This is a genomic window from Caballeronia sp. PC1 (assembly GCF_021353155.1).
GTDB classification, from domain to species: Bacteria; Pseudomonadota; Gammaproteobacteria; order Burkholderiales; family Burkholderiaceae; genus Caballeronia; species Caballeronia cordobensis.
Genome location: NZ_JAJUBH010000003.1, coordinates 92398 through 115196, shown reverse-complemented (window position 1 = coordinate 115196; position 22799 = coordinate 92398). Strand labels below are relative to the sequence as shown.

22 protein-coding genes are annotated in these 22799 nt (G+C 63.8%); 12 read left to right on the top strand and 10 right to left on the bottom strand.

Features of this window, described 5'->3' with window-relative positions:
• The first annotated feature begins 8 nt into the window (after window positions 1-8).
• Together LY284_RS25250 and LY284_RS25245 are read left to right on the top strand one after the other, a co-directional pair.
• The gene (locus LY284_RS25250) at window positions 9-1214 is read left to right on the top strand and encodes an amino acid aminotransferase (protein ID WP_233388600.1); all 1206 of its coding nucleotides are present in this window, start codon (window positions 9-11) and stop codon (window positions 1212-1214) included.
• A 67-nt stretch (window positions 1215-1281) separates the two neighbouring features.
• Window positions 1282-2805, top strand: coding sequence for a class I adenylate-forming enzyme family protein (locus tag LY284_RS25245; RefSeq protein WP_233388598.1), 1524 nt, complete (start codon window positions 1282-1284; stop codon window positions 2803-2805).
• Window positions 2806-2818: 13 nt separating this feature from the next.
• Here LY284_RS25245 and LY284_RS25240 read toward each other — a convergent pair whose 3' ends face one another.
• The 4 genes from LY284_RS25240 to LY284_RS25225 form a co-directional block, all read right to left on the bottom strand.
• Window positions 2819-3751, bottom strand: coding sequence for a 3-hydroxyacyl-CoA dehydrogenase NAD-binding domain-containing protein (locus LY284_RS25240; protein ID WP_233388596.1), 933 nt, complete (start codon window positions 3749-3751; stop codon window positions 2819-2821).
• Window positions 3748-4674, bottom strand: a complete 927-nt coding sequence (locus tag LY284_RS25235) for a 3-keto-5-aminohexanoate cleavage protein (protein WP_233388594.1) — start codon at window positions 4672-4674, stop codon at window positions 3748-3750. The genes LY284_RS25240 and LY284_RS25235 overlap by 4 nt, the downstream gene beginning before the upstream one ends.
• A gap of 26 nt (window positions 4675-4700) precedes the next feature.
• Window positions 4701-6059, bottom strand: coding sequence for an MFS transporter (locus tag LY284_RS25230; protein ID WP_233388592.1), 1359 nt, complete (start codon window positions 6057-6059; stop codon window positions 4701-4703).
• 99 nt (window positions 6060-6158) lie between these two features.
• Entirely contained in the window at window positions 6159-6863 is a 705-nt protein-coding gene (locus tag LY284_RS25225) for a Crp/Fnr family transcriptional regulator (RefSeq protein ID WP_233388590.1), read from the bottom strand.
• 89 nt (window positions 6864-6952) lie between these two features.
• On the opposite strand from LY284_RS25225, the gene LY284_RS25220 reads away from it, so the two are divergent.
• The gene (locus tag LY284_RS25220; protein ID WP_233388589.1) at window positions 6953-7366 is read left to right on the top strand and encodes a thioesterase family protein; all 414 of its coding nucleotides are present in this window, start codon (window positions 6953-6955) and stop codon (window positions 7364-7366) included.
• 11 nt (window positions 7367-7377) lie between these two features.
• Window positions 7378-8151 carry an SDR family oxidoreductase gene (locus LY284_RS25215; protein ID WP_233388587.1) on the top strand — a complete coding sequence of 258 codons (774 nt, stop codon included), beginning with the start codon at window positions 7378-7380 and terminating at the stop codon, window positions 8149-8151.
• 6 nt (window positions 8152-8157) lie between these two features.
• Here the strand turns inward: LY284_RS25215 and LY284_RS25210 are convergent, their stop codons facing one another.
• From LY284_RS25210 to LY284_RS25195, 4 genes are all read right to left on the bottom strand, one after another.
• Window positions 8158-9321 carry a benzoate/H(+) symporter BenE family transporter gene (locus tag LY284_RS25210; protein ID WP_233388585.1) on the bottom strand — a complete coding sequence of 388 codons (1164 nt, stop codon included), beginning with the start codon at window positions 9319-9321 and terminating at the stop codon, window positions 8158-8160.
• 47 nt (window positions 9322-9368) lie between these two features.
• Complete coding sequence (catC, locus tag LY284_RS25205) at window positions 9369-9647, bottom strand: muconolactone Delta-isomerase (RefSeq protein ID WP_014251989.1); 279 nt, start codon at window positions 9645-9647, stop codon at window positions 9369-9371.
• An 18-nt stretch (window positions 9648-9665) separates the two neighbouring features.
• Window positions 9666-10793, bottom strand: a complete 1128-nt coding sequence (locus LY284_RS25200; protein WP_233388583.1) for a muconate/chloromuconate family cycloisomerase — start codon at window positions 10791-10793, stop codon at window positions 9666-9668.
• A 103-nt stretch (window positions 10794-10896) separates the two neighbouring features.
• Window positions 10897-11820 (bottom strand): LysR family transcriptional regulator, encoded by a 924-nt coding sequence (locus tag LY284_RS25195; protein ID WP_014251991.1) that lies wholly within the window; start codon window positions 11818-11820, stop codon window positions 10897-10899.
• A gap of 176 nt (window positions 11821-11996) precedes the next feature.
• Here LY284_RS25195 and catA point away from each other — a divergent pair, with 176 nt between their 5' ends.
• The 8 genes from catA to LY284_RS25155 all read left to right on the top strand — a co-directional run bounded on the left by catA (window position 11997) and on the right by LY284_RS25155 (window position 19902).
• Complete coding sequence (gene catA / locus LY284_RS25190; protein WP_045459949.1) at window positions 11997-12932, top strand: catechol 1,2-dioxygenase; 936 nt, start codon at window positions 11997-11999, stop codon at window positions 12930-12932.
• 103 nt (window positions 12933-13035) lie between these two features.
• A complete protein-coding gene (locus tag LY284_RS25185) occupies window positions 13036-14394 on the top strand; it encodes a Rieske 2Fe-2S domain-containing protein (RefSeq protein ID WP_014251993.1) in 1359 nt (452 codons plus the stop codon).
• On the top strand, window positions 14391-14879 hold the full coding sequence (gene benB / locus LY284_RS25180) for a benzoate 1,2-dioxygenase small subunit (RefSeq protein WP_014251994.1): 489 nt from the start codon (window positions 14391-14393) through the stop codon (window positions 14877-14879). Before LY284_RS25185 ends, benB begins: the two co-directional genes overlap by 4 nt.
• Before the next feature lie 50 nt (window positions 14880-14929).
• Window positions 14930-15958 carry a benzoate 1,2-dioxygenase electron transfer component BenC gene (benC, locus tag LY284_RS25175; protein WP_045459953.1) on the top strand — a complete coding sequence of 343 codons (1029 nt, stop codon included), beginning with the start codon at window positions 14930-14932 and terminating at the stop codon, window positions 15956-15958.
• Window positions 15955-16731 (top strand): benzoate diol dehydrogenase BenD, encoded by a 777-nt coding sequence (gene benD / locus LY284_RS25170; protein WP_233388581.1) that lies wholly within the window; start codon window positions 15955-15957, stop codon window positions 16729-16731. The genes benC and benD overlap by 4 nt, the downstream gene beginning before the upstream one ends.
• A gap of 20 nt (window positions 16732-16751) precedes the next feature.
• A complete protein-coding gene (locus LY284_RS25165) occupies window positions 16752-17159 on the top strand; it encodes a RidA family protein (RefSeq protein WP_233388579.1) in 408 nt (135 codons plus the stop codon).
• Window positions 17156-18394 carry a GTPase gene (locus LY284_RS25160; protein ID WP_233388576.1) on the top strand — a complete coding sequence of 413 codons (1239 nt, stop codon included), beginning with the start codon at window positions 17156-17158 and terminating at the stop codon, window positions 18392-18394. The genes LY284_RS25165 and LY284_RS25160 overlap by 4 nt, the downstream gene beginning before the upstream one ends.
• Entirely contained in the window at window positions 18391-19902 is a 1512-nt protein-coding gene (locus LY284_RS25155; RefSeq protein ID WP_233388574.1) for a dynamin family protein, read from the top strand. The genes LY284_RS25160 and LY284_RS25155 overlap by 4 nt, the downstream gene beginning before the upstream one ends.
• A 6-nt stretch (window positions 19903-19908) precedes the next feature.
• Here the strand turns inward: LY284_RS25155 and LY284_RS25150 are convergent, their stop codons facing one another.
• Complete coding sequence (locus tag LY284_RS25150) at window positions 19909-21372, bottom strand: benzaldehyde dehydrogenase (protein WP_233388572.1); 1464 nt, start codon at window positions 21370-21372, stop codon at window positions 19909-19911.
• A gap of 22 nt (window positions 21373-21394) precedes the next feature.
• Entirely contained in the window at window positions 21395-22747 is a 1353-nt protein-coding gene (locus LY284_RS25145; RefSeq protein WP_233388570.1) for an aromatic acid/H+ symport family MFS transporter, read from the bottom strand.
• Window positions 22748-22799 lie beyond the last annotated feature (52 nt).

Sequence of the window (22799 nt, the reverse complement as noted above, 5' to 3'; positions counted from 1 at the left end):
AGACTTTCATGTTCGAACACATCGATGCCTATCCCGGCGATCCGATCCTTACGCTGAACGAAGACTTCGCGAAGGACCCGCGCGAGGACAAGGTCAACTTGAGCATCGGCATCTACTTCGACGACGAGGGCCGTCTGCCGGTCATGCGCGCCGTGCGCGAAGCCGAAGCGCAAATGCTGGCGGAGCCCGCCGCGAAACCGTACCTGCCGATGTCGGGCCTCGCCGCGTATCGCGACGCGGTGCAATCGCTCGTCTTCGGCGAGGCTTCGGCCGCGCGCGCCGAAGGCCGCATCGCCACCGTGCAGACCCTGGGCGGCTCGGGCGCGCTCAAGATCGGCGCGGATTTCATCAAGCGCTATTTCCCCGGCAGCCACGTCTGGGTCAGCGATCCGACGTGGGACAACCATCGCTTCATCTTCGAGCGCGCGGGCTTTACGGTCGGCACCTACCCGTACTACGACGACGAAACCGGCGGCCTCAGGTTCGACGCGATGGCCGCGGCGATCCGCGATCTGCCCGCGAAGAGCGTGGTGCTGCTGCACGCGTGCTGTCACAACCCGACGGGCGTCGATCTGAACGATGCGCAATGGGCCGAACTCATCGGCGTGATGAAGGCGCGCGATCTGCTGCCGTTCATCGACATGGCGTATCAGGGCTTCGGCGCGGGGCTCGATGCCGACGCCTTCGCGATTCGCGAGCTCGTGCGTCAGAACGTGCCCGGGTTCGTCGCCAATTCGTTCTCGAAGAACTTTTCGCTGTACGGCGAGCGGTGCGGCGCGCTCTCGGTGATCTGCGAATCGGCGGAAACGGCCGCGCGCGTGCTCGGCCAGTTGACGGGCGCGGTGCGCTCGAACTACAGCAACCCGCCGACGCATGGCGCGAAGATCGTCGCGCGCGTGCTGACGACGCCGGCGCTGCGCGAGGCATGGCAGGACGAACTCGCGTCGATGTGCAAGCGCATCGAACGCATGCGCGTCGCGATTCACGCGCGTTTGCGCGGCAACGTGCCGGATGCCATGCTCGCGCGGTATCTGGAGCAGCGCGGCATGTTCACCTACACGGGGCTGTCCTCCGAACAGGTCGATGCGCTGCGCGAACGGCACGGCGTCTATCTGATCCGCTCGGGCCGCATGTGCGTGGCGGCGCTGAACGGGCGCAACGTCGAAACGGCTGCTGAAGCCATTGGCGACGTGCTCTCGAAAGCGTTCGCGTAGCCGCTCATTTCCGGCTCATTCTGCGCGCGCAGACTGCATCCATCGCTCACCAAGGAGGGATGCAGTCATGAAAACTTATGTCGATGTCCTGCTCGACCGGCTCGATCGAGACGCTGGCCGCGCGGTCCTGCGCTATCTCGGCGAAGACGTGACGGCCGGCGCGTTGCGCGCGTCGGTCTATCGATACGCCCGCGCGCTGCAATCGCTCGGTATCGGGCGCGGCGATTTCGTCGCGATGTTCGCGCCGAATTGCCCCGATGCGCTCGCCATCCGCTATGCGACGAACCTGCTCGGCGCGGCCACGATGTTCCTGCCGGCAATCGCATCGGCGGAACGTCGCGCGGCCTTCGTGGCGCGCATGCAGCCGACGCTGCTCGTCGCTTTCGCCGAGACCGCGGATCTCGTGCCGCCGCGTTGCGCGGCGCGTCTCGCGTATGTGGGCGCCGGTCCCGCGCGCTTGCGCCTGGACATTCGCGCGCGCGTGCAGTGCGATTCCCCGATAGCAAGCGGTGCGATGCCCGACGATCTCGCCGTGGTCGTGTCGTCGGGCGGCTCGACCGGCGTGCCGAAAGCGAGCCGGCGCAGCTTCGCCACCTACTCGGCGATGGTCAGCGCGCCGAGCCCGGCGGACCGGCGTCAGCTCGTCAATGGCGCGCTGGCTTATCTCTCGCAGGTGCTCGTCGACAACACGCTGATGGGCGGCGGCACGGTCGTGCTCGAACCGCACTACGACGCCGCCGGAACGCTCGCGGCCATCGAAGCCGAACGCATCACCGATGTCCTGCTCGTCGAGCCGCAGCTCTTCGAGACGATGGATCACGCGGACGTCCGGCATCGCGATCTGTCTTCGCTGCGCTCGATCGCGCATATCGGCGGGTCGGCGCCCGCCATCCTGCGGCGGCGCGCGATTGCCCGGCTCGGCCCGGTGCTCACGCACATGTACGGCGCGAGCGAAGCGGGGCTCGTGAGCGTGCTGTCGCCCGCGGACTATCTGTCCGATCCGGGCCTGCTGGACAGCGCCGGGCGCATCCGGCCCGGCGTCGACGTGCGCCTGCGCCGCGCCGATGGCACGTTCGCGCGCACGGGGCAGCACGGCCTCATCGAAGTGAGGTCGGCGGCGATGGCGCAGGGCTACTATCGCCAGCCGGTCGAATCGGCGCAGAAATTCCGCGACGGCTGGTGCCTCACGGGCGATGTCGGCTTCATCGACGCGAAGCTCAATCTGCATGTGCTCGGGCGCGCGGCGGATGTCGCCGAGATCGATGGCCGCGCCATCGGCCCGGCGCAGATCGAAGCGCCGCTATGCGCCTTGCCCGACGTGCGTTACGCGCGCGCCGTATCGAGCGGCGACGCGACCTGCGGCTATGTGTGGAACGTGGTGGCCGTGCCGTGGCCGGGCAGGCACATCGATATCTACGATTGCCTGCGCGTGCTCGAAACGGCGTGCGGCGCGAGAGTCGCGCAGGCCGTGCGGATGATCGCCGTGCCGCGCGTGCCGCTGACCGAGCAGGGCAAGGTGGACCGCGCGCGGATCGGGCGGATGTTCCGCGATGCGTCGAAGCGGCCTGTCGAGGAGCAATACGCGGCTTGAAGCACGGGCGGCGCTATAGGTCGCGCCGCGCCTTCAGCAGTTCCAGCATGACGCGGTCGCGCTCCGTTTCCATCGACTCCCGCGAGCGGCCGTCGAGCGCCGCGTTCATCCCGTCGACGACTTTGCGCTGAAGCTCGGGCGTCAGTTCGGGGGCGCCGAGATCGTCCCACCAGCTTTGCATCGGCGGGCCGAGATGGTCGAGCGTATGTTGCAGGCCGCCTTCTCCGCCCGACAGATGCAGATTCGCGAACGGTCCAAGCACCGCCCATCGCAGGCCGGGACCGTAGGCGATGGCGTCGTCGATATCCGCGACGCTGGCCGCGCCGATCGACACGAGATGAAACGCCTCGCGCCACAGCGCCGCCTGCAGGCGGTTGGCAATGTGACCTTTCAGCTCCTTGCGCGGATGGATGGGCCGCTTGCCGATCGCGCGGTAGAAGGCCATCGCGCGTTCGAGCGAAACCGCGGAGGTCGCTTCGCCGCCGATCACTTCGACGAGCGGAATCAGATGCGGCGGATTGAACGGATGCCCGAGCACGACGCGCGACGGATGACGGCATGCACGCTGCACGCGGCTCATCAGAAGACCGGACGTGCTCGATGCGATCACGACGTCCTCGGGCAACGCCGCATCCATTCTGCGCAGCAGATCGAGCTTGAGGTCTTCGCGTTCCGGCCCGTTCTCCTGCACGAACTGCGCGCCGGACAGCGCGCTTTCCAGATCTTCGTGAAAGGTCAGATTCGACTGCGACGCGCCGTTCGACAAGCCGATCCGTTCGAGCGCCGGCCAGTGCCGCGCGACGGCTGCCGTGAGCCGTTCACGCGCGCCGGGCGCGGGGTCCGTCGCCGATACCTGAAGCCCGCGCGCCAGAAAATACGCGGCCCAGCTCGCGCCGATCACGCCCGTGCCGACTACCGCGACGCGTTCGATTGTTGGGTCCGTCATTTGCATGTCTCCAGCGACTCGGCGGCGGCTTCGTCGCGCAATGGCGCAAGGCCGATGATCTCGCGTGCTTCGGCGGGCGTGGCTGGCTCGTAGCCCATCTCGCGCACCAGCCGCACGAGCCGTTCGACCAGTTGCACGTTGGTCGCCAGTTGCCCCTGCCGATAGTACAGGTTGTCCTCCAGCCCGACGCGCACGTGTCCGCCCAGCAGGAGCGAGTTCATCGCGGCCGGCAACTGCGCCGCGCCGATCGCGCTGACATTGAACACGGTGTTCGCCGGCAGATGATCGACCATCGTCTGCAAGAGGCGCGGCGTATAGGGCAGCGCGCCCTGAAACGCATTCGCGCCGATGACGATGTTGATGAAATGCGGCGCGTCGTCGAGGCCTTCGTTCAGCGCGCGCTGAACGTCCTGAACGATGTCCGCGAGGCCGAACACTTCCCATTCGGGCTTGATGCCGCGTTCCTTCATCATGCCCGCGATCTGCCGGATGCGCGACGGCGGCGTGGCCACCAGAATTTCCTTGCCTTCGAAGCTCGCGATCACGGTCTGCGCATCGAGCGTGCACATTTCGACGCCTTCGGCCTGCATGCCCTTCAGGCGCTCTTCCCACATGATTTCCCACAGGCCGTTGTCGAGCGCGCGCACCATGTCGCCGTTGATGCCGCCGCCGGTCGAATTGTTCAGGATGATGTCGCACTTGCCACGGATGAGGCTGTTGATCTCGCTGTAGATCGCGGGGTTGCAGGTCGCCTGATCGTCCGGACGGCGCGCATGCACGGCGACGACGCTCGCCCCGGCGTTGTAGCAGCGGTAGGTATCGTCGGCGATTTCGCGCGGCTGCGTCGGCAGGTTCGGGTTCATCTTCTTGGTCGCCATGCCGCCCGTGGGCGCGACCGTCACGATGACTTTGGGTTTGCTCATGATGTGTGTCTCCGAATGAAGTTTTTTCAGGATTGCGCGGCGTCCGTTCCTACCCGCAGGGCACGCTTGGGCAGGCCGATCAGCACCGTCAGGCAGCCGATCAGCACCACCGCGGTCAGCGCGAGCAGGCCGGTCTGAATGCTGCCCGTCGCGCCCTTGATCCAGCCGATCACCGTCGGACTGACGAAGCCGCCGAGAATGCCGAGCGAACTGATGACCGCGATGCCCGCGGCGGCGGCGTCGCGGCCGAGATAAGTCGGCGGAATCGACCAGAAGAGCGAACCGCCGCCGAAGATGAAGAACGAAGCGATGCACAGCAGCGTCATGACCGGACCGACGCCCGCCCCGGCGAAAGAAGTCGATGCCAGCGCGATCGCCCCGATGGCGAGCGTGCCGCCGACATGCCAGCGGCGCTCGCCGAAGCGGTCCGAGCTGCGGCTGATGACGAGCACGCCGAGCGCGCCGAAGAAGTAGGGGACGGCGGTGAACCAGCCGATCGTCGACAAGTTGGCGATGCCGATGCCCTTGATCATCGTCGGCAGCCAGAAGGTCACGGTGTAGACGGCGCACGCCGCGCAGAAGTAGACGAAGGCGAGCACGTAGGTCATCGGATCGGCGAGGGCGGCAAGCAGCTTGCCGTGGCCGCCGTGCGCGGCGTCGTGCTTGTGGTCGGCGGTCATGGCCGCGCGCACCGTCTCTTTTTCCGCCTGACTCAGCCACGCCGCTTCGGCGGGCTTGTTCGGCAGCATGCGGTAGAGCAGGAACCCGAGGAGGACCGTGGGCAAGCCCTCGACGATGAAGAGCCACTGCCAGCCGTGCATGCCGCCGAACCCTTCCATGCCGCTCATGATCATGCCCGACAGTGGACCGCCGAGCACGCCGGTGATCGGCATGCCGAAGAGGAAGAGTCCCGTCACGCGGCCGCGGCGCTGGCTCGGATACCAGTACGTGAGATACAGGATGATGCCGGGGAAGAAGCCGGCCTCGAAGACGCCGAGCATCAGGCGGATCGCATAGAACTGCCACGGCGCCGAGACGAACGCGGTGGCCGCGGACGTCAGGCCCCACAGCACCATGATGCGCAGGAACGTGAGCCGCGCGCCGATCTTTTCGAGCAGCAGATTGCTGGGCACTTCGAACAGCAGATAGGTGACGAAGAAGATGCCCGCGCCGAGGCCGTACACGGCGTCGGAGAACGCGAGATCCTGCTTCATCTGCAGTTGCGCGTAGCCGATGTTGATGCGGTCGAGAAAGGCGAACACATAAGCGATCAGCACGAGCGGCATGACGCGCGCACTGATCTTGCGAAAGACGGCGTCTTCGGCGGAACGGCCGGGCGAACTGTCGATGGCCGGCGCGCCGGTCAGCGAACGAATGCGATTCATTGCGTGTCTCCGTTATCGGGTATGACACGCATTATTTCGGGCACGCATGATCACAACTGTCGATCGGGCGACAGTTAAGGTCAGCGTATACGAGCAGGACTATTGCGCGATGGCCTGCAAGCCCGGCAGATCGAGGATGACAATTTCGCCGTACTCGGTGCGCACGAGGCCGGCCTGCTTGAAGCGGCTCATCGCCTTGTTGCAGGTCTGACGCGACACGGCCGCGAGATTCGCGAGCTCCTCCTGCGAGATGCGCAAATGATTCGCGCCGCCCGGGTTCGACAAAGGATGAATCATGCCCACGAGCGCGCGCGCGACGAGGCTGTCGGTATCGAGCAGGCCGTGCGCGGCGGCGACGGCCATGAACCAGTGCAGGCGCTCGTTGACCTGCAACAGCAGGAATTCGTTGAACGACGGCTGATGCGCGCGCAGCCAGTCGAACGTGGCGGCCGGAATCTGCGCAACGCGGCTGTCGCGAAGAGCGATGAGATCGGACTGGCGCGGCGTGCCGCGGATCAGCGTGCCTTCGCCGAACCAGCTGCCGACCGACTGGCCGCCGAGCGTCACGGTTTGTCCGTCGCGCGCGGTGATCGACCATTTGATGAGGCCTTCGAGCATGCCGAACCAGACGTGTTGCCGCTCGCCATGATGGCCGAGCACCTGGCCCATGGCGACGGCGCGCTCCGACGCGTGCGCGCGCACGCGTGCCTGCGCGGGCGCGTCGAGCCGCACGAACCACGACGACTGCCCGAGCAGTTCGTCGAGGGTGAGCGACGGCGCGGACATGCGCTTGCGGCGGGTCATGGCTTCGGGCTCACGATTGTCGCGCGACCGACAGTGTCGCGACGCCGGGACGGGCACAATGAGGTTATTCGAAGGAGGGTCATGGACTCATGAGCAAGGAAACCATCTACCGTATCGACGTGCAATTCGGCGATTGCGACCCGGCGGGCATCGTGTTCTTTCCAAACTTCTCGCGCTGGATGGACGCCGCCTCGCACGATTATTTCATTCAGTGCGGCCTGCCGCCCTGGCGCGCGATGACGGACCTGCCGAACTGCATCGGCGCGCCGCTCCTGGAAATCCACACGCGCTTTCATACTTCGGCGACGTACGGGGAAACCTTGGAGGTGCATAGCAGCGTCGAAGAATGGCGCGGCAAGGTGTTCATTCAGAACCATCGCATCATGCGCGGCGATACCTTGATCTGCGACGGCCGCGCGACCCGCGCATTGTGCATCAAGCAGGCCGACGGGCGGCTGAAGGCCGTTCCCGTGCCCGAGTTCATCCGCGCCGCGTGCGGTTGATGGAGCGCGCCATGACGACATCCACGGCTCAGCGCGTGCTCGTGACCGCGGGCGCGAGCGGAATCGGCCGCGCGATCGCCGACGCGTTCGTAGCCGCCGGCGCGAAGGTATTCGTTTGCGATATCGATGAAGCCGCGCTCTCGCGATTGCAGGAGCACGCGCCCGGCGTTCTCACATCGGTATGCGATATCGGCGATCGCGCCGCGGCGGCGCGCATGGTCGACGATGCCGCGGCCGCGCTCGGCGGCATCGACGTGCTCATCAACAATGCGGGTATCGCCGGTCCCGCCGCCAGCGTGGAGACGCTGGACCCGGATGCCTGGGAAAGCGTGCTGCGCGTGAATCTCACCGGCACGTTCATCGTGACGCAACATGCGATTCCTCATCTGAAGCAGTCTTCCGCGGGCACGATCGTGGTGATGTCGTCGCTCGCGGGACGGTTCGGCTATCCGAACCGCAGCCCCTATGCCGTGACCAAATGGGGGCTCGTCGGCTTCACGAAAACGCTGTCGCGCGAGCTCGGCGAGTTCGGTATCCGCGTCAACGCCATTCTGCCCGGCGCGGTGGAAGGCCCGCGCATTCAGCAGGTTCTGGAAGGGCGCGCGTCGGTCAGCGGGCGCAGCGTGGACGAAGAGCGCAACGCGGCGCTCGCGAATCAGTCGATCAGACGCTTCGTCGATCCGGCCGATATCGCCGCGCTCGCGGTATTTCTCGCGTCGCGTGCGGGACACTCGATATCCGGCCAGATCATTCCGGTCGATGGCGACTCGCAAAGCGCTTCCTGATGACGCTCATCGTGTGGGCCGCGCGCGGCCCAGCACCAGATGCGCGAGCGTGCCGAGCACGATGCCCCAGAACGCCGAGCCGAGACCGAGAAAGCTCATGTTCGAAGCCGTCGCGATGAACGTGATGAACGACGCTTCGCGATGCGCTTCGTCCTGCACCAGCCCGACGATATTGGCCGCGATCGCACCGAGCAGCGCGAGACCCGCGAGCACCGCGACGAACGCGTTCGGCAGCGCGGCGAACAACATGACGACGGTCCCGGCGAAGCATCCGCCGATGAGATAGAAGAGCCCGTTGGCGATGCCCGCGACATAGCGGCGCCGCGGATCGCGATGCGCGTCGGGCCCCGTGCATAGCGCCGCGGTGATCGCCGCGATGACGATGGTGATGCCGCCCGAGAACGCAACCAGCATCGACGCTGCGCTCGTCGTCACGAGGACGGGGCGCGTCGGCGTCTCGTAGCCCGAGGCGCGCAAGATGGCGAAGCCCGGCAAGAACTGCCCCGTCAGACTGACGATGACGAGCGGCACCGCGAGACTCACGGTGGATTGCCAGCTCCACGTGGGCATCGTGAACACGGGCCGCGTGATGTGCAGGCTGACCGATTCGAAATGCGTCAGCCCGAGCGCCACGGCGAGCACGCCGCCGAACGCGAGAACCAGAATGAGGCAATAGCGCGGCGCAAAGCGGCGGAAAACGATGAAGCTCGCCAGCATGCCCAGCGCGAGCGCCGGCGTGACGGCCACCGATTTGAACACGTTGACGCCGAACTGAAAGAGGATGCCCGCCATCATCGCGCAGGCGATGCCTTTGGGTATGCGCTTGACGATCTGGTCGAAGAAACCGGACACGCCGAGCGCGAAGATGCACGCGCCCGCCACGATATACGCGCCGATCGCCTCGCTCACCGGCATGCCGGGAAAGAGCGTGACGAGCAGCGCCGTGCCGGGCGCGGACCATGCCGTGATGACCGGCTGCTTCAGCCACGCGCTCAGCACGATGCCGGAGAGCGCCGCGCCCATCGAAATGGACCATACCCACGACGCGACCACCTCGTTGCCGACATGCGCCGCATGCGCGGCCTGAAAGAAGATCGCGAGCGGTCCGGCATACGAGATGATGACGGCGAGCAGCCCCGCGCTGACCGCGGAGACAGACCAGTCTCCCATGCCCTCTGCCGATAACACGGCGCGTTTCATGCGTGCCGTATGCCGTTTTAGCGGATCGACGACGGATGATGCGCGAGCGCCGTCACCTTCATTGTCATGTACGGAAAGAGCGGCAGGCCGGACAGAATGGTGTGCAGTTCGTCGTGCGATTCGACATCGAACACGCTGTAGTTCGCGTATTCGCCAACCACGCGATGCAGCTGCTGCCACTTGCCTTCGCGTTGCAGCCCTTGCGAGTAGGCCTTTTCGCGCGCCTTGATTTCCTCGGCCTTTTCGGCGGGCATGTCGTGCGGCAGATGAACGTCCATTCGTACGAGATAAAGCATGTCTGTCTTCTCCTGTGTTTAGCTATTCTTGTCGCGGCGATAAAACGCAAGCTTGTCTTCGTCGATCTGAAGACCGAGGCCCGGACCTTCCGGCAGATGAAGATCGAAGTCGCGATACTGCGGGCGCGCCGTGACGATATCGTCTTTCAGCAAGAGCGGCCCGAACAGTTCCGTGCCCCACGCGAGCTGCGGCAGCGCGCTGAAACCATGCGCCGACGCAATCGATCCGATGCTGCCTTCGAGCATCGTGCCGCCGTACAGCGATACGCCGGCCGCATCGGCGATGGCGGCGGTGCGCATCATGCCGTAGATGCCGCCCGACTTCGCGATCTTGAGCGCGAACACGTCGGCGCAGGCATGGCGCACGAGTTCGAGCGCGTCTTCCGGGCCCGTGACCGCTTCGTCGGCCATGATCGGCACGATAAAGCGCGCGGCGAGCCGTGCGAGCGCGCTGCGCTGTTCGCGCGGCGTCGGCTGCTCGATCAGGTCGATGCCCGCGGCTTGCAGCGCCTCGATGCCGAGCGCCGCATCGGCCTCGTTCCATGCCTGATTCACATCGACGGTGACTTTCGCGCGGTCGCCGAGCGCGGCCTTGATCTTCGATACATGCGCGACGTCATCGCGCACGCTGCGACGGCCGATCTTCAGCTTGAATGTATTGTGGCGGCGTTCGGCGAGCAGCATTTCCGCTTCGTCGATATCGCGCTGCGTGTCGCCGCTCGCGAGTGTCCACAGCACCGGCAGTGTCTTTCGCACCGCGCCGCCGAGCAGTTCGGCGACGGGCACGTTGAGCCGCTTGCCTTGCCCGTCGAGCAGCGCGGTTTCGATCGCGCACTTGGCGAAGCGGTTGCCGCGCGCGACCTTGTTGAGCCGCAGCATCGCCGCGTTGATGTTCGTCGCATCCTGCCCGATGAGCGCGGGCGCCAGATACGTGTCGATGGTCAGCTTGATGCCTTCGGGGCTTTCATCGCCGTAAGACAGGCCGCCGATAGTCGTGGCCTCGCCGATGCCCTCGATGCCGTCGCTCGTGCGCAGGCGGACAATGACGAGAGTTTGTTGCTGCATCGTCGCCATGGCGAGTTGATGCGCGCGGATGGTCGGAAGATCAACCAGAATCGCTTCGACGGAGGTGATTTGGGCGTTCATACCTGAAATGTCGGAATGGGTGGGTTGCTGAAGTATTGCGCGCCCGTTTGCCGCATGTCCAACACCGTTGACGTCTAGTGCGATACCCCGGAGGTATGGCGCGTCATTGCCCTCGATCCGTGCGAGGCGTGTAGGGGATCCGTTCCTCGTCGTACAGACGATAGATGAGTTCGAGCATTTCCTTGATGTCGCGCGATTCGTCGAGCGCGCGCATGCTCATGATGATGGGCGAGACGAGCGTCGGATCGTCGAGTTCCTTGTAGCTCACGTCGTCGCGCTTGAGGCCGTATACGCTGCTCGGCACGACGGAAATGCCTTCGCCCGCCGCGACGAGCCCGAGCGCGATCTGCAATTCGCGCACTTCATAGACCTTGCGAGGCGCGAGCGCGCGATCCTGGAAGGCGGCCAACACCTGATCGGCATAACTCGGACGCGGCGCCTTCGGGAAGATGATCAGCGTCTCGTTGATGAGATCGCGCAGCGAAAGCACCGGCTTCGCCATGGACAGCGGATGTCCGATGGGCAGCGCCACGATCAGCTTTTCTTCGCGAAGAATCACGCGGCGGATGTTCGCATCCTCATGACGAATGCGCCCGAAACCGACGTCGATGCGGCCATCCTTCAGCGCGCGAATCTGATCCATCGTCGACATTTCGTGCAGGCTCAGCTCGACGGTGGCGTTTTCATCGCGGAAACGCCGGATGATCTTCGGCAACATGCCATAGAGCGTCGAGCCGACGAATCCGACCGAAAGACTGCGCTCGATATTGCCGACGCGCCGCGTCATGGATTCGAGTTCGGCGGTCTGCGCGAGCAGTTGCACGGCATGCGAATAAAAGAACTTGCCGGTCTCCGTCAGCTTGAGCGGACGCGAGTTGCGTTCGAAGAGCTGCACGCCGAGCGTCTCTTCGAGCTGCTGTATCTGACGGCTCAGGGGCGGTTGCGCGATATGCAGCCGCTCCGCGGCGCGCGTGAAGTTCCGTTCTTCCGCCACCGCCACGAAGTAGCGCAGGTGTCGCAGCTCCATTCAATACCTCCTGGATATAGCCCAATACTAAATCAGTGTTGGACTGGGCTTCTTTACGTCCATTATCCTGCCTTCACGCTCTGTTTCAACACCTGACTATACCTTCCGAGCATATCACGATCGGTGCTGAAGCAAGGGTTAACCCCACCAGAAAATTGCGAGATTCAGGAGCAGACATGAGCATCAATGTGTTCGATACGAAGGAAGTGCAGGACCTGCTGAAGGCCGCTGCCAACCTCGGAAGTCAGGACGGCAGTGCTCGCACGAAGGAGATCACGCATCGCCTGCTGAGCGACCTGTTCAAGGCGATCGACGACCTCGACATGACGCCCGATGAAATCTGGGCCGGTGTCAATTACTTCAACAAGCTGGGTCAGGATGGCGAAGCCGCGTTGCTCGCCGCGGGCCTCGGGCTGGAAAAGTATCTCGACATTCGCATGGACGCGGAAGATCGCGAAGCCGATATCCACGGCGGCACGCCGCGCACCATCGAAGGCCCGTTGTATGTCGCCGGCGCGCCGGTTCGCGAAGGCGTCTCGAAGATCGACCTCGATCCCGATGAGAACGCCGGCCCGCTCGTTATCCGCGGCACGGTCACGGGCCCGGACGGCAAGCCTGTCGCCAATGCACTGATCGAATGCTGGCATGCGAATTCGAAGGGCTTCTATTCGCACTTCGACCCGACGGGCGCACAGAGCGACTTCAACCTGCGCGGCGCGGTGAAGACGGGCGCGGACGGCAAATACGAATTCCGCACGCTCATGCCGGTGGGTTATGGCTGCCCGCCGCACGGTGCGACGCAGCAATTGCTCAACGCGATCGCGCGTCATGGCAACCGTCCGGCGCACGTGCACTTCTTCGCGACGAGCGAGAAGCATCGCAAGCTGACGACGCAGATCAACATCGAAGGCGATCCGCTGATCTGGGATGACTTCGCCTACGCAACGCGCGAGGAACTGGTGCCGCACGTGGTCGAGAAGACCGGCGGCGAGGCGCTCGGACTGAAGACCGATGCATACAAGGAAATCGAGTTCGATATCCAGATGACGACGCTGGTTCAGGGCAAGGATAACCAGATCGTCTATCGCCCGCGCGTCTCCGCCACGGCGTAAATCACCAGGCGGCGACAGGTCTGTCGCCGCTCGAATCTCCGCAAGAATCTTTCGACACCGATGCCAGCGCTTCACTGACGAAGCACGCATAGGGAGAGCACACATGTCCGCCATTACCGACAAAGCCAGTCAGCTCGACGAACTGCTCCAGACCGCCGTTCAGGACGACAAGGAAAGCGGTGTATTCCGCTGCCGCCGCGATATCTTCACCAATGCCGATCTGTATGAACTGGAGATGAAGCATATCTTCGAGAGCAATTGGGTTTATCTCGCGCACGAAAGCCAGATTCCGAATAACAACGATTACTACACGACGTGGATCGGCCGCCAGCCGGTGGTCGTCACCCGCGACAAGACCGGTCAACTGAACGCGGTCATCAACGCGTGTGCCCACAAGGGCGCGATGCTGTGCCGCCGCAAGCACGGCAACAAGGGCAGCTTCACGTGCCCGTTCCACGGCTGGACCTTCTCCAACACAGGCAAGCTCCTGAAGGTAAAGGACGAGAAGACCACCGAATATCCGGCTCAGTTCAACTCGCACGGCTCGCACGATCTGCGCAAGGTGCCGCGCTTCGAAAGCTATCGCGGTTTCCTGTTCGGCAGCCTCAATGCCGATTCGATGCCGCTCGAAGACTATCTCGGCGAGACGAAAGTCATCATCGATCAGATTGTCGATCAGGCGCCGAACGGGCTCGAAGTGTTGCGCGGCAATTCCTCGTATATCTACGAGGGCAACTGGAAGATGCAGATGGAAAACGGCTGCGACGGCTATCACGTCAGCACCGTCCACTGGAACTATGCCGCGACGATGGGCCGCCGCAAGGTCGAAGGCACCAAGGCCGTCGATGCGAATAGCTGGAGCAAGTCGGTCGCGGGCGTGTACGGCTTCGATTATGGCCACATCCTGCTGTGGACCAAGACCATGAATCCGGAAGTGCGGCCGGTGTATCAGCATCGCGACGAGATCAAGGCGCGTGTCGGCGAAGTGCAGGCGGACTTTATCGTCAATCAGACGCGCAATCTGTGCCTCTATCCGAACGTGTTCCTGATGGATCAGTTCAGCACGCAGATTCGCGTGGTGCGCCCCCTGGGCGTGGACAAGACCGAAGTCAGCATCTTCTGCTTCGCGCCGAAGGGCGAAAGTGCCGAAGACCGCGCGACGCGTATCCGTCAGTACGAAGACTTCTTCAACGTGACGGGCATGGGCACCAGCGACGACCTCGAAGAGTTCCGCGCATGTCAGCAGGGCTATGCCGGCATCACGGCGAAGTGGAACGACCTCTCGCGCGGCGCGCCGCTGTGGATTCACGGCGCCGACGACAACGCGAAGAACATGGGCCTGAAGCCCGTCATCTCGGGCGAGCGCAGCGAAGACGAAGGCCTCTTCGTCGTCCAGCACGAATACTGGGTGAACGTCATGCGCGACGCACTCAACAAGGAACAAGGCGAGGTGGCGGCATGAGCTTCGATTACCACAAGATCTGCGCGACGCTGTATCGCGAAGCGCGCTTCCTCGACGACCGCCAGTGGGACGAGTGGCTCGGCTGCTATGCGGAAGACGTCACGTACTGGATGCCCGCCTGGGACGACGACGATCAGATCACCGACGATCACGAAAGCCAGATCTCGTTGATGTATTACCCGGATCGCGGCGGCCTCGAAGACCGCGTGTTCCGCATCAAGACCGAACGCAGCGGCGCTTCGATGCCCGAGCCGCGCACGAGCCACAACGTCACCAACGTGGAAGTGCTGGCCGAGCGCGATAACGAAGTCGATGTGCGCTACAACTTCAACACGCTCAATCATCGCTACAAGACGACCGACCATTTCTTCGGCACGATTTTCGTGACGCTGCGAAAGGTCGACGACATCCTCGTGATTGCGCACAAGAAGATCGTGCTGAAGAACGATTACATCCGTCAGGTGCTCGACGTCTATCACGTCTGAAGCGCGTCTGAAGCCCCGTGTCGGGAAGAGATTGGAAGGAAGGAGGCATTATGTCCAGCTACAACATTGCACTGAATTTCGAAGACGGCGTGACGCGCTTTGTCGAATGCAAGGCCGGCGAGAAGGTGCTCGACGCCGCCTTTCGCGCCAAGATCAACCTGCCGATGGATTGCTCCGACGGCGTGTGCGGCACCTGCAAGTGCCGCGCGGAAAGCGGCGCGTACGATCTCGGTGACGACTACATCGAAGACGCGCTGAGCGACGACGAGAAGGAAAGCGGTCTCGTCCTCACGTGCCAGATGGTGCCGTCGAGCGATTGCGTGATCGCGGTGCCGGCGTCGTCCACGGCGTGCAAGACGGCGCAAAGCAAGTTCGCCGCGACGGTCACGAAGATCGAGCCGCACAACGATGCCGCTGTCGTACTCGAACTCGACGTCGATGCGGCCACGACCGCGCCGGTCTTCCTGCCGGGCCAGTACGTCAACATCGACGTGCCGGGCAGCGGTCAGCATCGCTCGTATTCGTTCTCGTCGGCGCCGGGCGAAACGAAGATCAGCTTTCTCATCAAGAAGATTCCCGGCGGCGTGATGAGCACGTGGCTCGAATCGGCGCAGGCCGGCCACGCGGTCGAACTGACCGGCCCGCTCGGCAGCTTCTATCTGCGCGCGGTCGAACGGCCCTTGCTGTTCCTCGCGGGCGGCACGGGTCTCGCGCCGTTCCTCTCGATGCTCGAAGTGCTCGCGCGTGCGAACTCGCAACAGAAGGTGCATCTCATCTACGGCGTGACGCGCGATCTCGATCTCGTGCAGGTCGAAGCCATCGAGGCGTACTCGGCGAAGCTGCCGAACTTCACGTTCAGCACGGTCGTCGCCGATGCGGAATCGAGTCATCCGCGCAAGGGCTGGGTGACGCAGCACATGCCCGCCGAGTCGCTGAACGACGGCGATGTGGACGTGTATCTCTGCGGCCCGCCGCCGATGGTCGATGCGGTGCGCAAGCACTTCGACGATAACGGCGTGAAGCCCAACAGCTTCCACTACGAGAAGTTCACGCCCAACGCCGCGCCGGTGACAGCATGAGCGCGCGACGATTCGACGGCAAAGTGATGGTCGTGACGGGCGCGGCGCAGGGAATCGGGCGCGGTGTCGCACTGCGCGCGGCGGCCGAGGGCGCGAAGGTGCTGCTGGTGGACCGCGCGGATTTCGTCGCCGAAGTCGCGGCCGAAGCCCAAGGCGGGCAAACGGCGGGATTCGTCGCCGATCTGGAAACGTATGAAGGCGCGGCGTCGGCGATGGCGTATGCGGTGCGCACGTTCGGCGGCATCGATATTCTCGTCAACGGCGTCGGCGGCGCGATTCGCATGCGGCCGTTCGCGGAGTTCGAGCCCGCGCAGATCGATGCGGAAATCCGCCGTTCGCTCATGCCCACGCTCTACGCGTGCCATGCGGTGCTGCCGCATCTGATCGCGCGCGGTGGCGGGACGATCGTCAATGTATCGTCGAACGCCACGCGCGGCATTCGACGCGTGCCGTATTCGGCGGCGAAGGGCGGCGTCAATGCGATGACGCAGTCATTGGCGATGGAATACGGAGAGCACAACATACGCGTGGTCGCAGCGGCCCCGGGCGGCACCGAAGCGCCGCCGCGACGCGTGCCGCGTAACGCGGCCGGCGACAGCGAGCAGGAAAAACAGTGGATGAACGAAGCGGTGAAGCAGGTCAGGGAATCGACCTTTTTCAAGCGCTACGGCAGCCTCGACGAACAGGTCGCGCCGATTCTCTTCCTCGCATCCGACGAGGCGAGCTATATCACCGGCGCGGTGTTGCCGGTCGCGGGCGGCGATAACGGTTGATCGTGAAGGAGACACAGGACATGAGTGAACGCAAAGCGATCGTTCCCGCGGGAATGGAAGCGGTGTACGAAAAGATTCGCTACGCGCCCGCGATCAGAGTGGGCAGTACGATTTACGCGTCAGGCCAGATCGGTCGCGATGCGGCCATGCAACTGGTGGAAGGCCGCGAAGCGCAGATCGTGCAGGCATTCGAAAACCTCAAGCTGGTGCTGGAAGCAGCGGGCGCATCGTTGAGCGATGTGGTGGATGTCACCACGTTCCACACCGATATGCGCGATCTGCCGTTGTACATGCAGGTGCGCGAGCGCTACCTCAATACGGAGCCGCTGCCGGCATGGACGGCCATCGGCGCGCACATGCTCGGCGGCGCGGCGGGTTATATCGTCGAGATCAAGGCGGTGGCGGTGTTGCCCGGATCGGGGAAGTGAGCGCGTTGGGCGGCATGCACGATGTCGTCGCCGTACTGCCGCATCGCGCGGACGATATGGCGCGGCTCGATATCGTCTCGGAGCGCGGCGAGCCGATCGTGACCGTCATCGGCAAATATAACCACGGCAAGAGCCGCTTGCTGAACGAGTTGATCGGCACGAGCGTCTTTTCGGTTGCCGACAGGCGCGAGACGGTGAAGCTCGCGGGCAGTGTTCATGGCGGCGTGCGCTGGCTCGATGCGCCGGGTCTCGATGCGGACGTGGGCACGGAAGACGATCGCCACGCGCTGCATGCGGCGTGGCTGCACGCGGACATACGCCTTTTCGTGCATGCCGCGAAGGAAGGCGAACTGGACGCGAAGGAACTGGCCTTGCTTGCCGAACTCCATGCCGATGGCGCACGCTCGCGACGGCAGACTCTGTTCGTGCTGTCGCAAGTGGATCAACTCGCGGACGAAGCCGAATTGCAGAAGGTACGCGACGCGATTAGCGCGCAATGTCCTGGCGTCGCGTTGCACGCCGTTTCCTCGACGCGTTATCGAAAGGGCGTGGACGAAGGCAAGACGCTGATGCTGGAACGAAGCGGCATGCCTTCGCTGCGCGCTGAAATCGATACCGCGCTCGCGCGCGTGCCCGAAGCCCGCGCGCATGAAGCGGCGATGCTCTCGGGCGACATGCGCGACGAACTGGCGCGGCTTCTGACGAGCCAGAAACAGTCGCTCGCGGATTCGTGCGAATTGCAGCGGCAGCAGCGCATGGCTTTCGACGAGGGCTTGCATCGCATCATCGATAAGGTGAGCGGCGACATCGAGTCGATGCTGAACGCGCTGGGCGTCGATCATGCTTCAGTGCCGGATGGCGCGCGCGACGCTTACGTGATCACGGCGGGCAAGCTGGAACGCGCGCACATTCAGAATGCCTACTCGCGTGCCTGCATCGAAATCGATAGCTTTCTGGCCGGGCAGGGCGTGATCGGCCTGCCCTCGGAACAGCAAACCGTGGCGCGCGCGCTCAATAACGTGATGGTCGCGGTCATGGGCGTCTCGGTGAAGTTTCGCAAGGATCTGCGCAGGATGTTCGGCACGCAGGTGGGCCGCGAAAATATGCGGCGCGAGTTCACGCACTACTATGAGCTCTCGGCGGACAGACAGGCGCTGGCGGCGCTTATCGAGGAAATCGCGCGTGCGATCGAGGCTTCCGAAAAAGCAGCGCGCGTATTCGACAAAACCTCATGAAGGCGGACGCGAGTCACGAACAGCGCTTTATCGCCGATGTCGATGCGTTCGAGTTCATCGCGCACGACCTCGAACGCATTCTAAATGCGATGGAAGCGTGGCTCGCGCAGCTGAGCGCCGATGTGCATGCCAATCGTCTCGTGTGCCCGGGATTGACGAAGCAGGGCGCGCTCGCGACGCAGGCAGCAGCCATCAACGACGTACTGGAGAAAAGCGTGCTGGCGTGGACGCGGCAATGGCACGGTCTTCAGCCTGCTCAGGCGCTTGCCGATACGTTCGACGACAAAGTCCTGCTATTGGTCTTCGGCAAGTTCAACGCGGGAAAGAGTTCTTTCTGCAATCTCATCGCCGATCGATTCGCCGCTCATGGAAAAGCGGTGGAGTATTTCTATCTCGATGACGGTCATATCGTCGAGACGCCCGAACGCTTCAGGGAAGGCGTGACGGAAACCACCGCGCGCATGCAAGGCGTGAGACTTGCCGGAAAACTCGTGCTCGTCGATACGCCGGGTTTGCATTCGGTCACGCCCGAGAACGCGGAACTGACCCAGCGCTTCACCGATAGCGCCGACGGCGTATTGTGGCTCACGAGTTCGACATCGCCGGGACAGGTGCAAGAGCTCGACGAACTCGGCCGCGAACTGCATCGCAACAAGCCGTTGCTGCCGGTCGTGACGCGCAGCGACGTGTATGAAGAAGACGAGATCGACGGCGAGATCCGCAAATTCCTGCGCAACAAGACGGCGGAGAATTGCGCGGATCAGGAGGCCGATGTCGCGGCGCGCGCGAAAGAAAAGCTCGTTGCGATGGGCGTAAACACAGGGCTTCTGGAAGCGCCCGTGTCCGTCTCCGCTCATCTGGCGCGCGAGCAGCGGCAAACACAGGCCGCAATGGCCGATGCGGGATTCGAGAGACTCTATGCCGCGCTGATCGCCATCATCGAACCGACACTGGCTTACAAGCGGCGCAAGCAGGCCGAAGTCTTCCTGCATCATCTCGAAGAGAACGTGATGGATGCGCTGTGCCGTGATGTCCTGACGTCGATCGAGGCGTTGCGTTCATCGGCGCAAGAGGCTTTAGCGATCATCGAACGGCGGCAAGAGCAGATCGCCAACGCGGTATGGCGTCATGTCGCTCCGGCATTGCCCGCATTGCTCGACGCGTATGCGTCGACGCGTGATATCCAGGCGGTACTCGATAGCTTGTCGCAAAGCATTGTCGCGTCGTTCTCGCGCGAAGTGGCGCGGCAGTTCGGCGACTACATCGTTTCATGCGCGGAAGTCCGGTTCGAAGACGTGAACGGCGATATGGACTATCCGCGTCTTCATGCCGAACTGGTGAAAGCGATTCGCGATCGCATAGTCAGTCTCACGGCCCGCGCCGCCGATCAATGCCGAACGTCGATAAAAGAGCTGACCGAACGTGCGGCGCATCTGCACGCGCTACTGCGCACGAGCGAAACGGACCTCGCCGGTTTGAGCGACCGGCTTCGGTCCGAATTCGACTAAGCCAGGTCAGAACGGATACCGGATCGGATTGTCCGTGAGGCTGACCCATTGAGTCTGCGTGAACTCATGGACGTTCGCCGGTCCGCCGAAGCGCCCGCCGTTGCCGGATGCGCCCATTCCACCGAACGGCACATGAAACTCGTTGTTGACCGTCTGATCGTTGATGTGCACCATGCCGGCGCGAATGCGCGATGACAGCGCCAGCCCGCGCGACATCGAGCGCGTGTGGATCGCCGCAGCCAATCCATATTCCGATGCGTTGACGAGTTCGACGGCTTCCTCGTCGCTCTCGAAGATCGTGATGGGCGCGACCGGCCCGAAGATCTCTTCCTTGAACGCGGCCATGTCTGGCGTGACGCCCGCAAGAACCGTCGGCTCGTAGAAGAGCCGGTCGAAGCGGCCGCCTGCGAGAATCGTCGCGCCTGCATCGGCGCTCGTGCGCACGATAGCGTCGATACGGTCGCGCTGCTTCTCGTTGATCAACGGCCCGAGGTGAACATTCGTTCTGAACGGATTGCCCACCGTGAGACTTCGCGCGCGTTCGGCAAGCCTCGCCGCATAGTGTTGCGCGATGGAGCGGTGCACGAGATGACGCCCCGTCTGCATGCAGATCTGCCCTTGATGCAGGAACGCGCCCCACGCGCCGCTCGACGTCGCCGCTTCGACGTCCGCATCGTCCAGTACGACGATGGCGTTATTGCCGCCGAGTTCCAGCGCGACCTTCTTGAGCATGCGCCCGCATACCTCGCCGATGGCGCGGCCCACGGCCGTCGAGCCCGTGAAAGAGATCATGCCGACCTTTGGATGACGCACGAGCGCGTCGCCCGTTGCCGGGCCGCCGGGCACGACGTGCAGCACGCCCGCGGGCAGGCCCGCTTCTTCGAAGACCTGGGCGAGCAGCAGGCCGCCCGCAACGGCGCTTTGCGGATCGGGCTTCAGGATGACGGCATTGCCGAGCGCAAGCGCGGGCGCCACGGAACGCATGCCGAGCAGAATCGGGAAATTCCACGGTGCGATCACGCCGACCGTGCCGACCGGAACATGCCGGCACAGATTCATGCGGCCGGGAACGGACGAGGGGTACAGCGCGCCGTCGGGTTGCATGGTCATTGCCGCGGCCATGTGCAGTTGTTCGCAGGCCGCATGCCGTTCCCATTCGGCCTTGGCGCGTGTCGAACCGCATTCGCGCACGTTCCAGTCGTCGATTTCCTGCGAGCGTGCTTTCAGAAGCCGTGCCGCTTCGCGCAGGATGGCTGCGCGCTGGTCGAAGGGCATGTTGGCCCAGCTGTCCTGCGCTTCTGCCGCCGACGAAGCCGCGTCGTCGATATCTTCGGGCGATCCAATGCCGATGCTGCCGATACACTCGCCCGTCGCCGGTTCGATGACGGGCGCCGTTCCGCCTTTGGACGCCCGCCAGCCGTTCGAGTAGATGTTCGCATGCCACACATGCGGTTCACTGTTATTGCTCATTCAGATTGCTCCGTTCGAAATATCATTCAGCGCGAGGCGCGAGGGCTGGCACGGAATGCTCCGCGCGTACCCGGCGGTTCGAGATCAGCAGCACGGCAATAGCCGCGACGACACCCGGAATCGCGAAGACGAGGAAGTTGAAGCCGATCGAGAACTGCTGGCTCAGCAAGTAGCCGCCAAGCGCCGGACCTGCGACCGCGCCGAACCGTCCCGCGGCGGCGGCCCAGCCTACGCCGGTCGATCGAATGCCCGCCGGATAGAGCTGCGCGGCGAACGCATGCACGATGCACAGGGTTCCGATGGTCGTCGCACCGGCGGCCATCAACAGGATGTTCAGCACGAGCGGTGATTGCCTGTAACCCAGCAGGCCGATGGAAACGGCCGCCACCGCGAAGAACAGGATCAGCGTGGGTTTGCCGCCGTGCCGGTCCGCCAGCCATCCGCTGAAGAGCCCGCCGATTACCGCGCCGATATTCAGGGTAATCAGGAACGTGAGGCTGGAGCCCAGCGAATAGCCGTTCGCGGCCATCAGCTTGGGCAGCCACGTATTGAGGCCGTACACCATCAGCATGCACATGCCGAATGCGATCCAGAGCAGGACCGTATCGACTGCGCGGCCCTGCGAGAAAAGCTCGGCGGCGCGCATGCGGGGCTGCGCTTGACCCAGGTCGTCGCTCATGCCGGCGAGGCTCGCAGCGGTGCCTTGATAATCGGGTGCATAGCGGCGCAACAGCGGTTCGGCTTCGGCGTGACGCTTTTGCGCGATCAGATAGCTCAGCGATTCCGGCAGCCACTTGAAAAAGACCGGGAAAAACAGCACCGGAATGCCGGCGATCAGAAAATTGGCGCGCCATCCGAAGGCCGGCGTGATCGCCTTGCCCGACAGCGCCGCGATGACGCCACCCACGGAAAAGAAGCTGAGCATGATCGTCACCATGATGTTGCGCTTGCTGCGCGGCGACATTTCCGTCATCAGCGCGACGATGTTCGGAACCATGCCACCCAGACCGACGCCGGTCAGGAAGCGGCATAGCGTGAATTCGGTCGTGTTGGTGCAGAAGGCGTTGCCGAAGGCCGCGACGCCGAACACGACGAGGCACAGCAGAATGATGCGCCGGCGGCCGAACCGGTCGGATGAACTGCCGAGCGTCAATGCGCCGACCATCATGCCGAAAAGCGCGCTGCTGCCGATGAATCCCGCGGTGACGGGCGAAAGCTGCCAGTCGTGCATCAGCTGAGGCAGGATCGATCCGTAAATCACGAGATCGTAGCCATCGAAGAGCATCAGCATGGAGCACCAGAACATGACCATGAGATGACGGGCATTGAGGCGCGTGTCGTACAGCGCATCGCCAGCGGCGGCGTTACGTTCCATCTTCTTGTCTCCAAAGGAATAATCGATTGCGCTCTGACCGGCGCATCGTTAG

Bases quoted from the DNA above. Each gene is read 5' to 3' on its own strand.
- LY284_RS25250 (WP_233388600.1), top strand. From the start codon at position 9: ATGTTCGAACACATCGATGCCTATCCCGGCGATCCGATCCTTACGCTG.
- LY284_RS25245 (WP_233388598.1), top strand. From the start codon at position 1,282: ATGAAAACTTATGTCGATGTCCTGCTCGACCGGCTCGATCGAGACGCT.
- LY284_RS25240 (WP_233388596.1), bottom strand. From the start codon at position 3,751: ATGACGGACCCAACAATCGAACGCGTCGCGGTAGTCGGCACGGGCGTG.
- LY284_RS25235 (WP_233388594.1), bottom strand. From the start codon at position 4,674: ATGAGCAAACCCAAAGTCATCGTGACGGTCGCGCCCACGGGCGGCATG.
- LY284_RS25230 (WP_233388592.1), bottom strand. From the start codon at position 6,059: ATGAATCGCATTCGTTCGCTGACCGGCGCGCCGGCCATCGACAGTTCG.
- LY284_RS25225 (WP_233388590.1), bottom strand. From the start codon at position 6,863: ATGACCCGCCGCAAGCGCATGTCCGCGCCGTCGCTCACCCTCGACGAA.
- LY284_RS25220 (WP_233388589.1), top strand. From the start codon at position 6,953: ATGAGCAAGGAAACCATCTACCGTATCGACGTGCAATTCGGCGATTGC.
- LY284_RS25215 (WP_233388587.1), top strand. From the start codon at position 7,378: ATGACGACATCCACGGCTCAGCGCGTGCTCGTGACCGCGGGCGCGAGC.
- LY284_RS25210 (WP_233388585.1), bottom strand. From the start codon at position 9,321: ATGGGAGACTGGTCTGTCTCCGCGGTCAGCGCGGGGCTGCTCGCCGTC.
- catC (WP_014251989.1), bottom strand. From the start codon at position 9,647: ATGCTTTATCTCGTACGAATGGACGTTCATCTGCCGCACGACATGCCC.
- LY284_RS25200 (WP_233388583.1), bottom strand. From the start codon at position 10,793: ATGAACGCCCAAATCACCTCCGTCGAAGCGATTCTGGTTGATCTTCCG.
- LY284_RS25195 (WP_014251991.1), bottom strand. From the start codon at position 11,820: ATGGAGCTGCGACACCTGCGCTACTTCGTGGCGGTGGCGGAAGAACGG.
- catA (WP_045459949.1), top strand. From the start codon at position 11,997: ATGAGCATCAATGTGTTCGATACGAAGGAAGTGCAGGACCTGCTGAAG.
- LY284_RS25185 (WP_014251993.1), top strand. From the start codon at position 13,036: ATGTCCGCCATTACCGACAAAGCCAGTCAGCTCGACGAACTGCTCCAG.
- benB (WP_014251994.1), top strand. From the start codon at position 14,391: ATGAGCTTCGATTACCACAAGATCTGCGCGACGCTGTATCGCGAAGCG.
- benC (WP_045459953.1), top strand. From the start codon at position 14,930: ATGTCCAGCTACAACATTGCACTGAATTTCGAAGACGGCGTGACGCGC.
- benD (WP_233388581.1), top strand. From the start codon at position 15,955: ATGAGCGCGCGACGATTCGACGGCAAAGTGATGGTCGTGACGGGCGCG.
- LY284_RS25165 (WP_233388579.1), top strand. From the start codon at position 16,752: ATGAGTGAACGCAAAGCGATCGTTCCCGCGGGAATGGAAGCGGTGTAC.
- LY284_RS25155 (WP_233388574.1), top strand. From the start codon at position 18,391: ATGAAGGCGGACGCGAGTCACGAACAGCGCTTTATCGCCGATGTCGAT.
- LY284_RS25150 (WP_233388572.1), bottom strand. From the start codon at position 21,372: ATGAGCAATAACAGTGAACCGCATGTGTGGCATGCGAACATCTACTCG.
- LY284_RS25145 (WP_233388570.1), bottom strand. From the start codon at position 22,747: ATGGAACGTAACGCCGCCGCTGGCGATGCGCTGTACGACACGCGCCTC.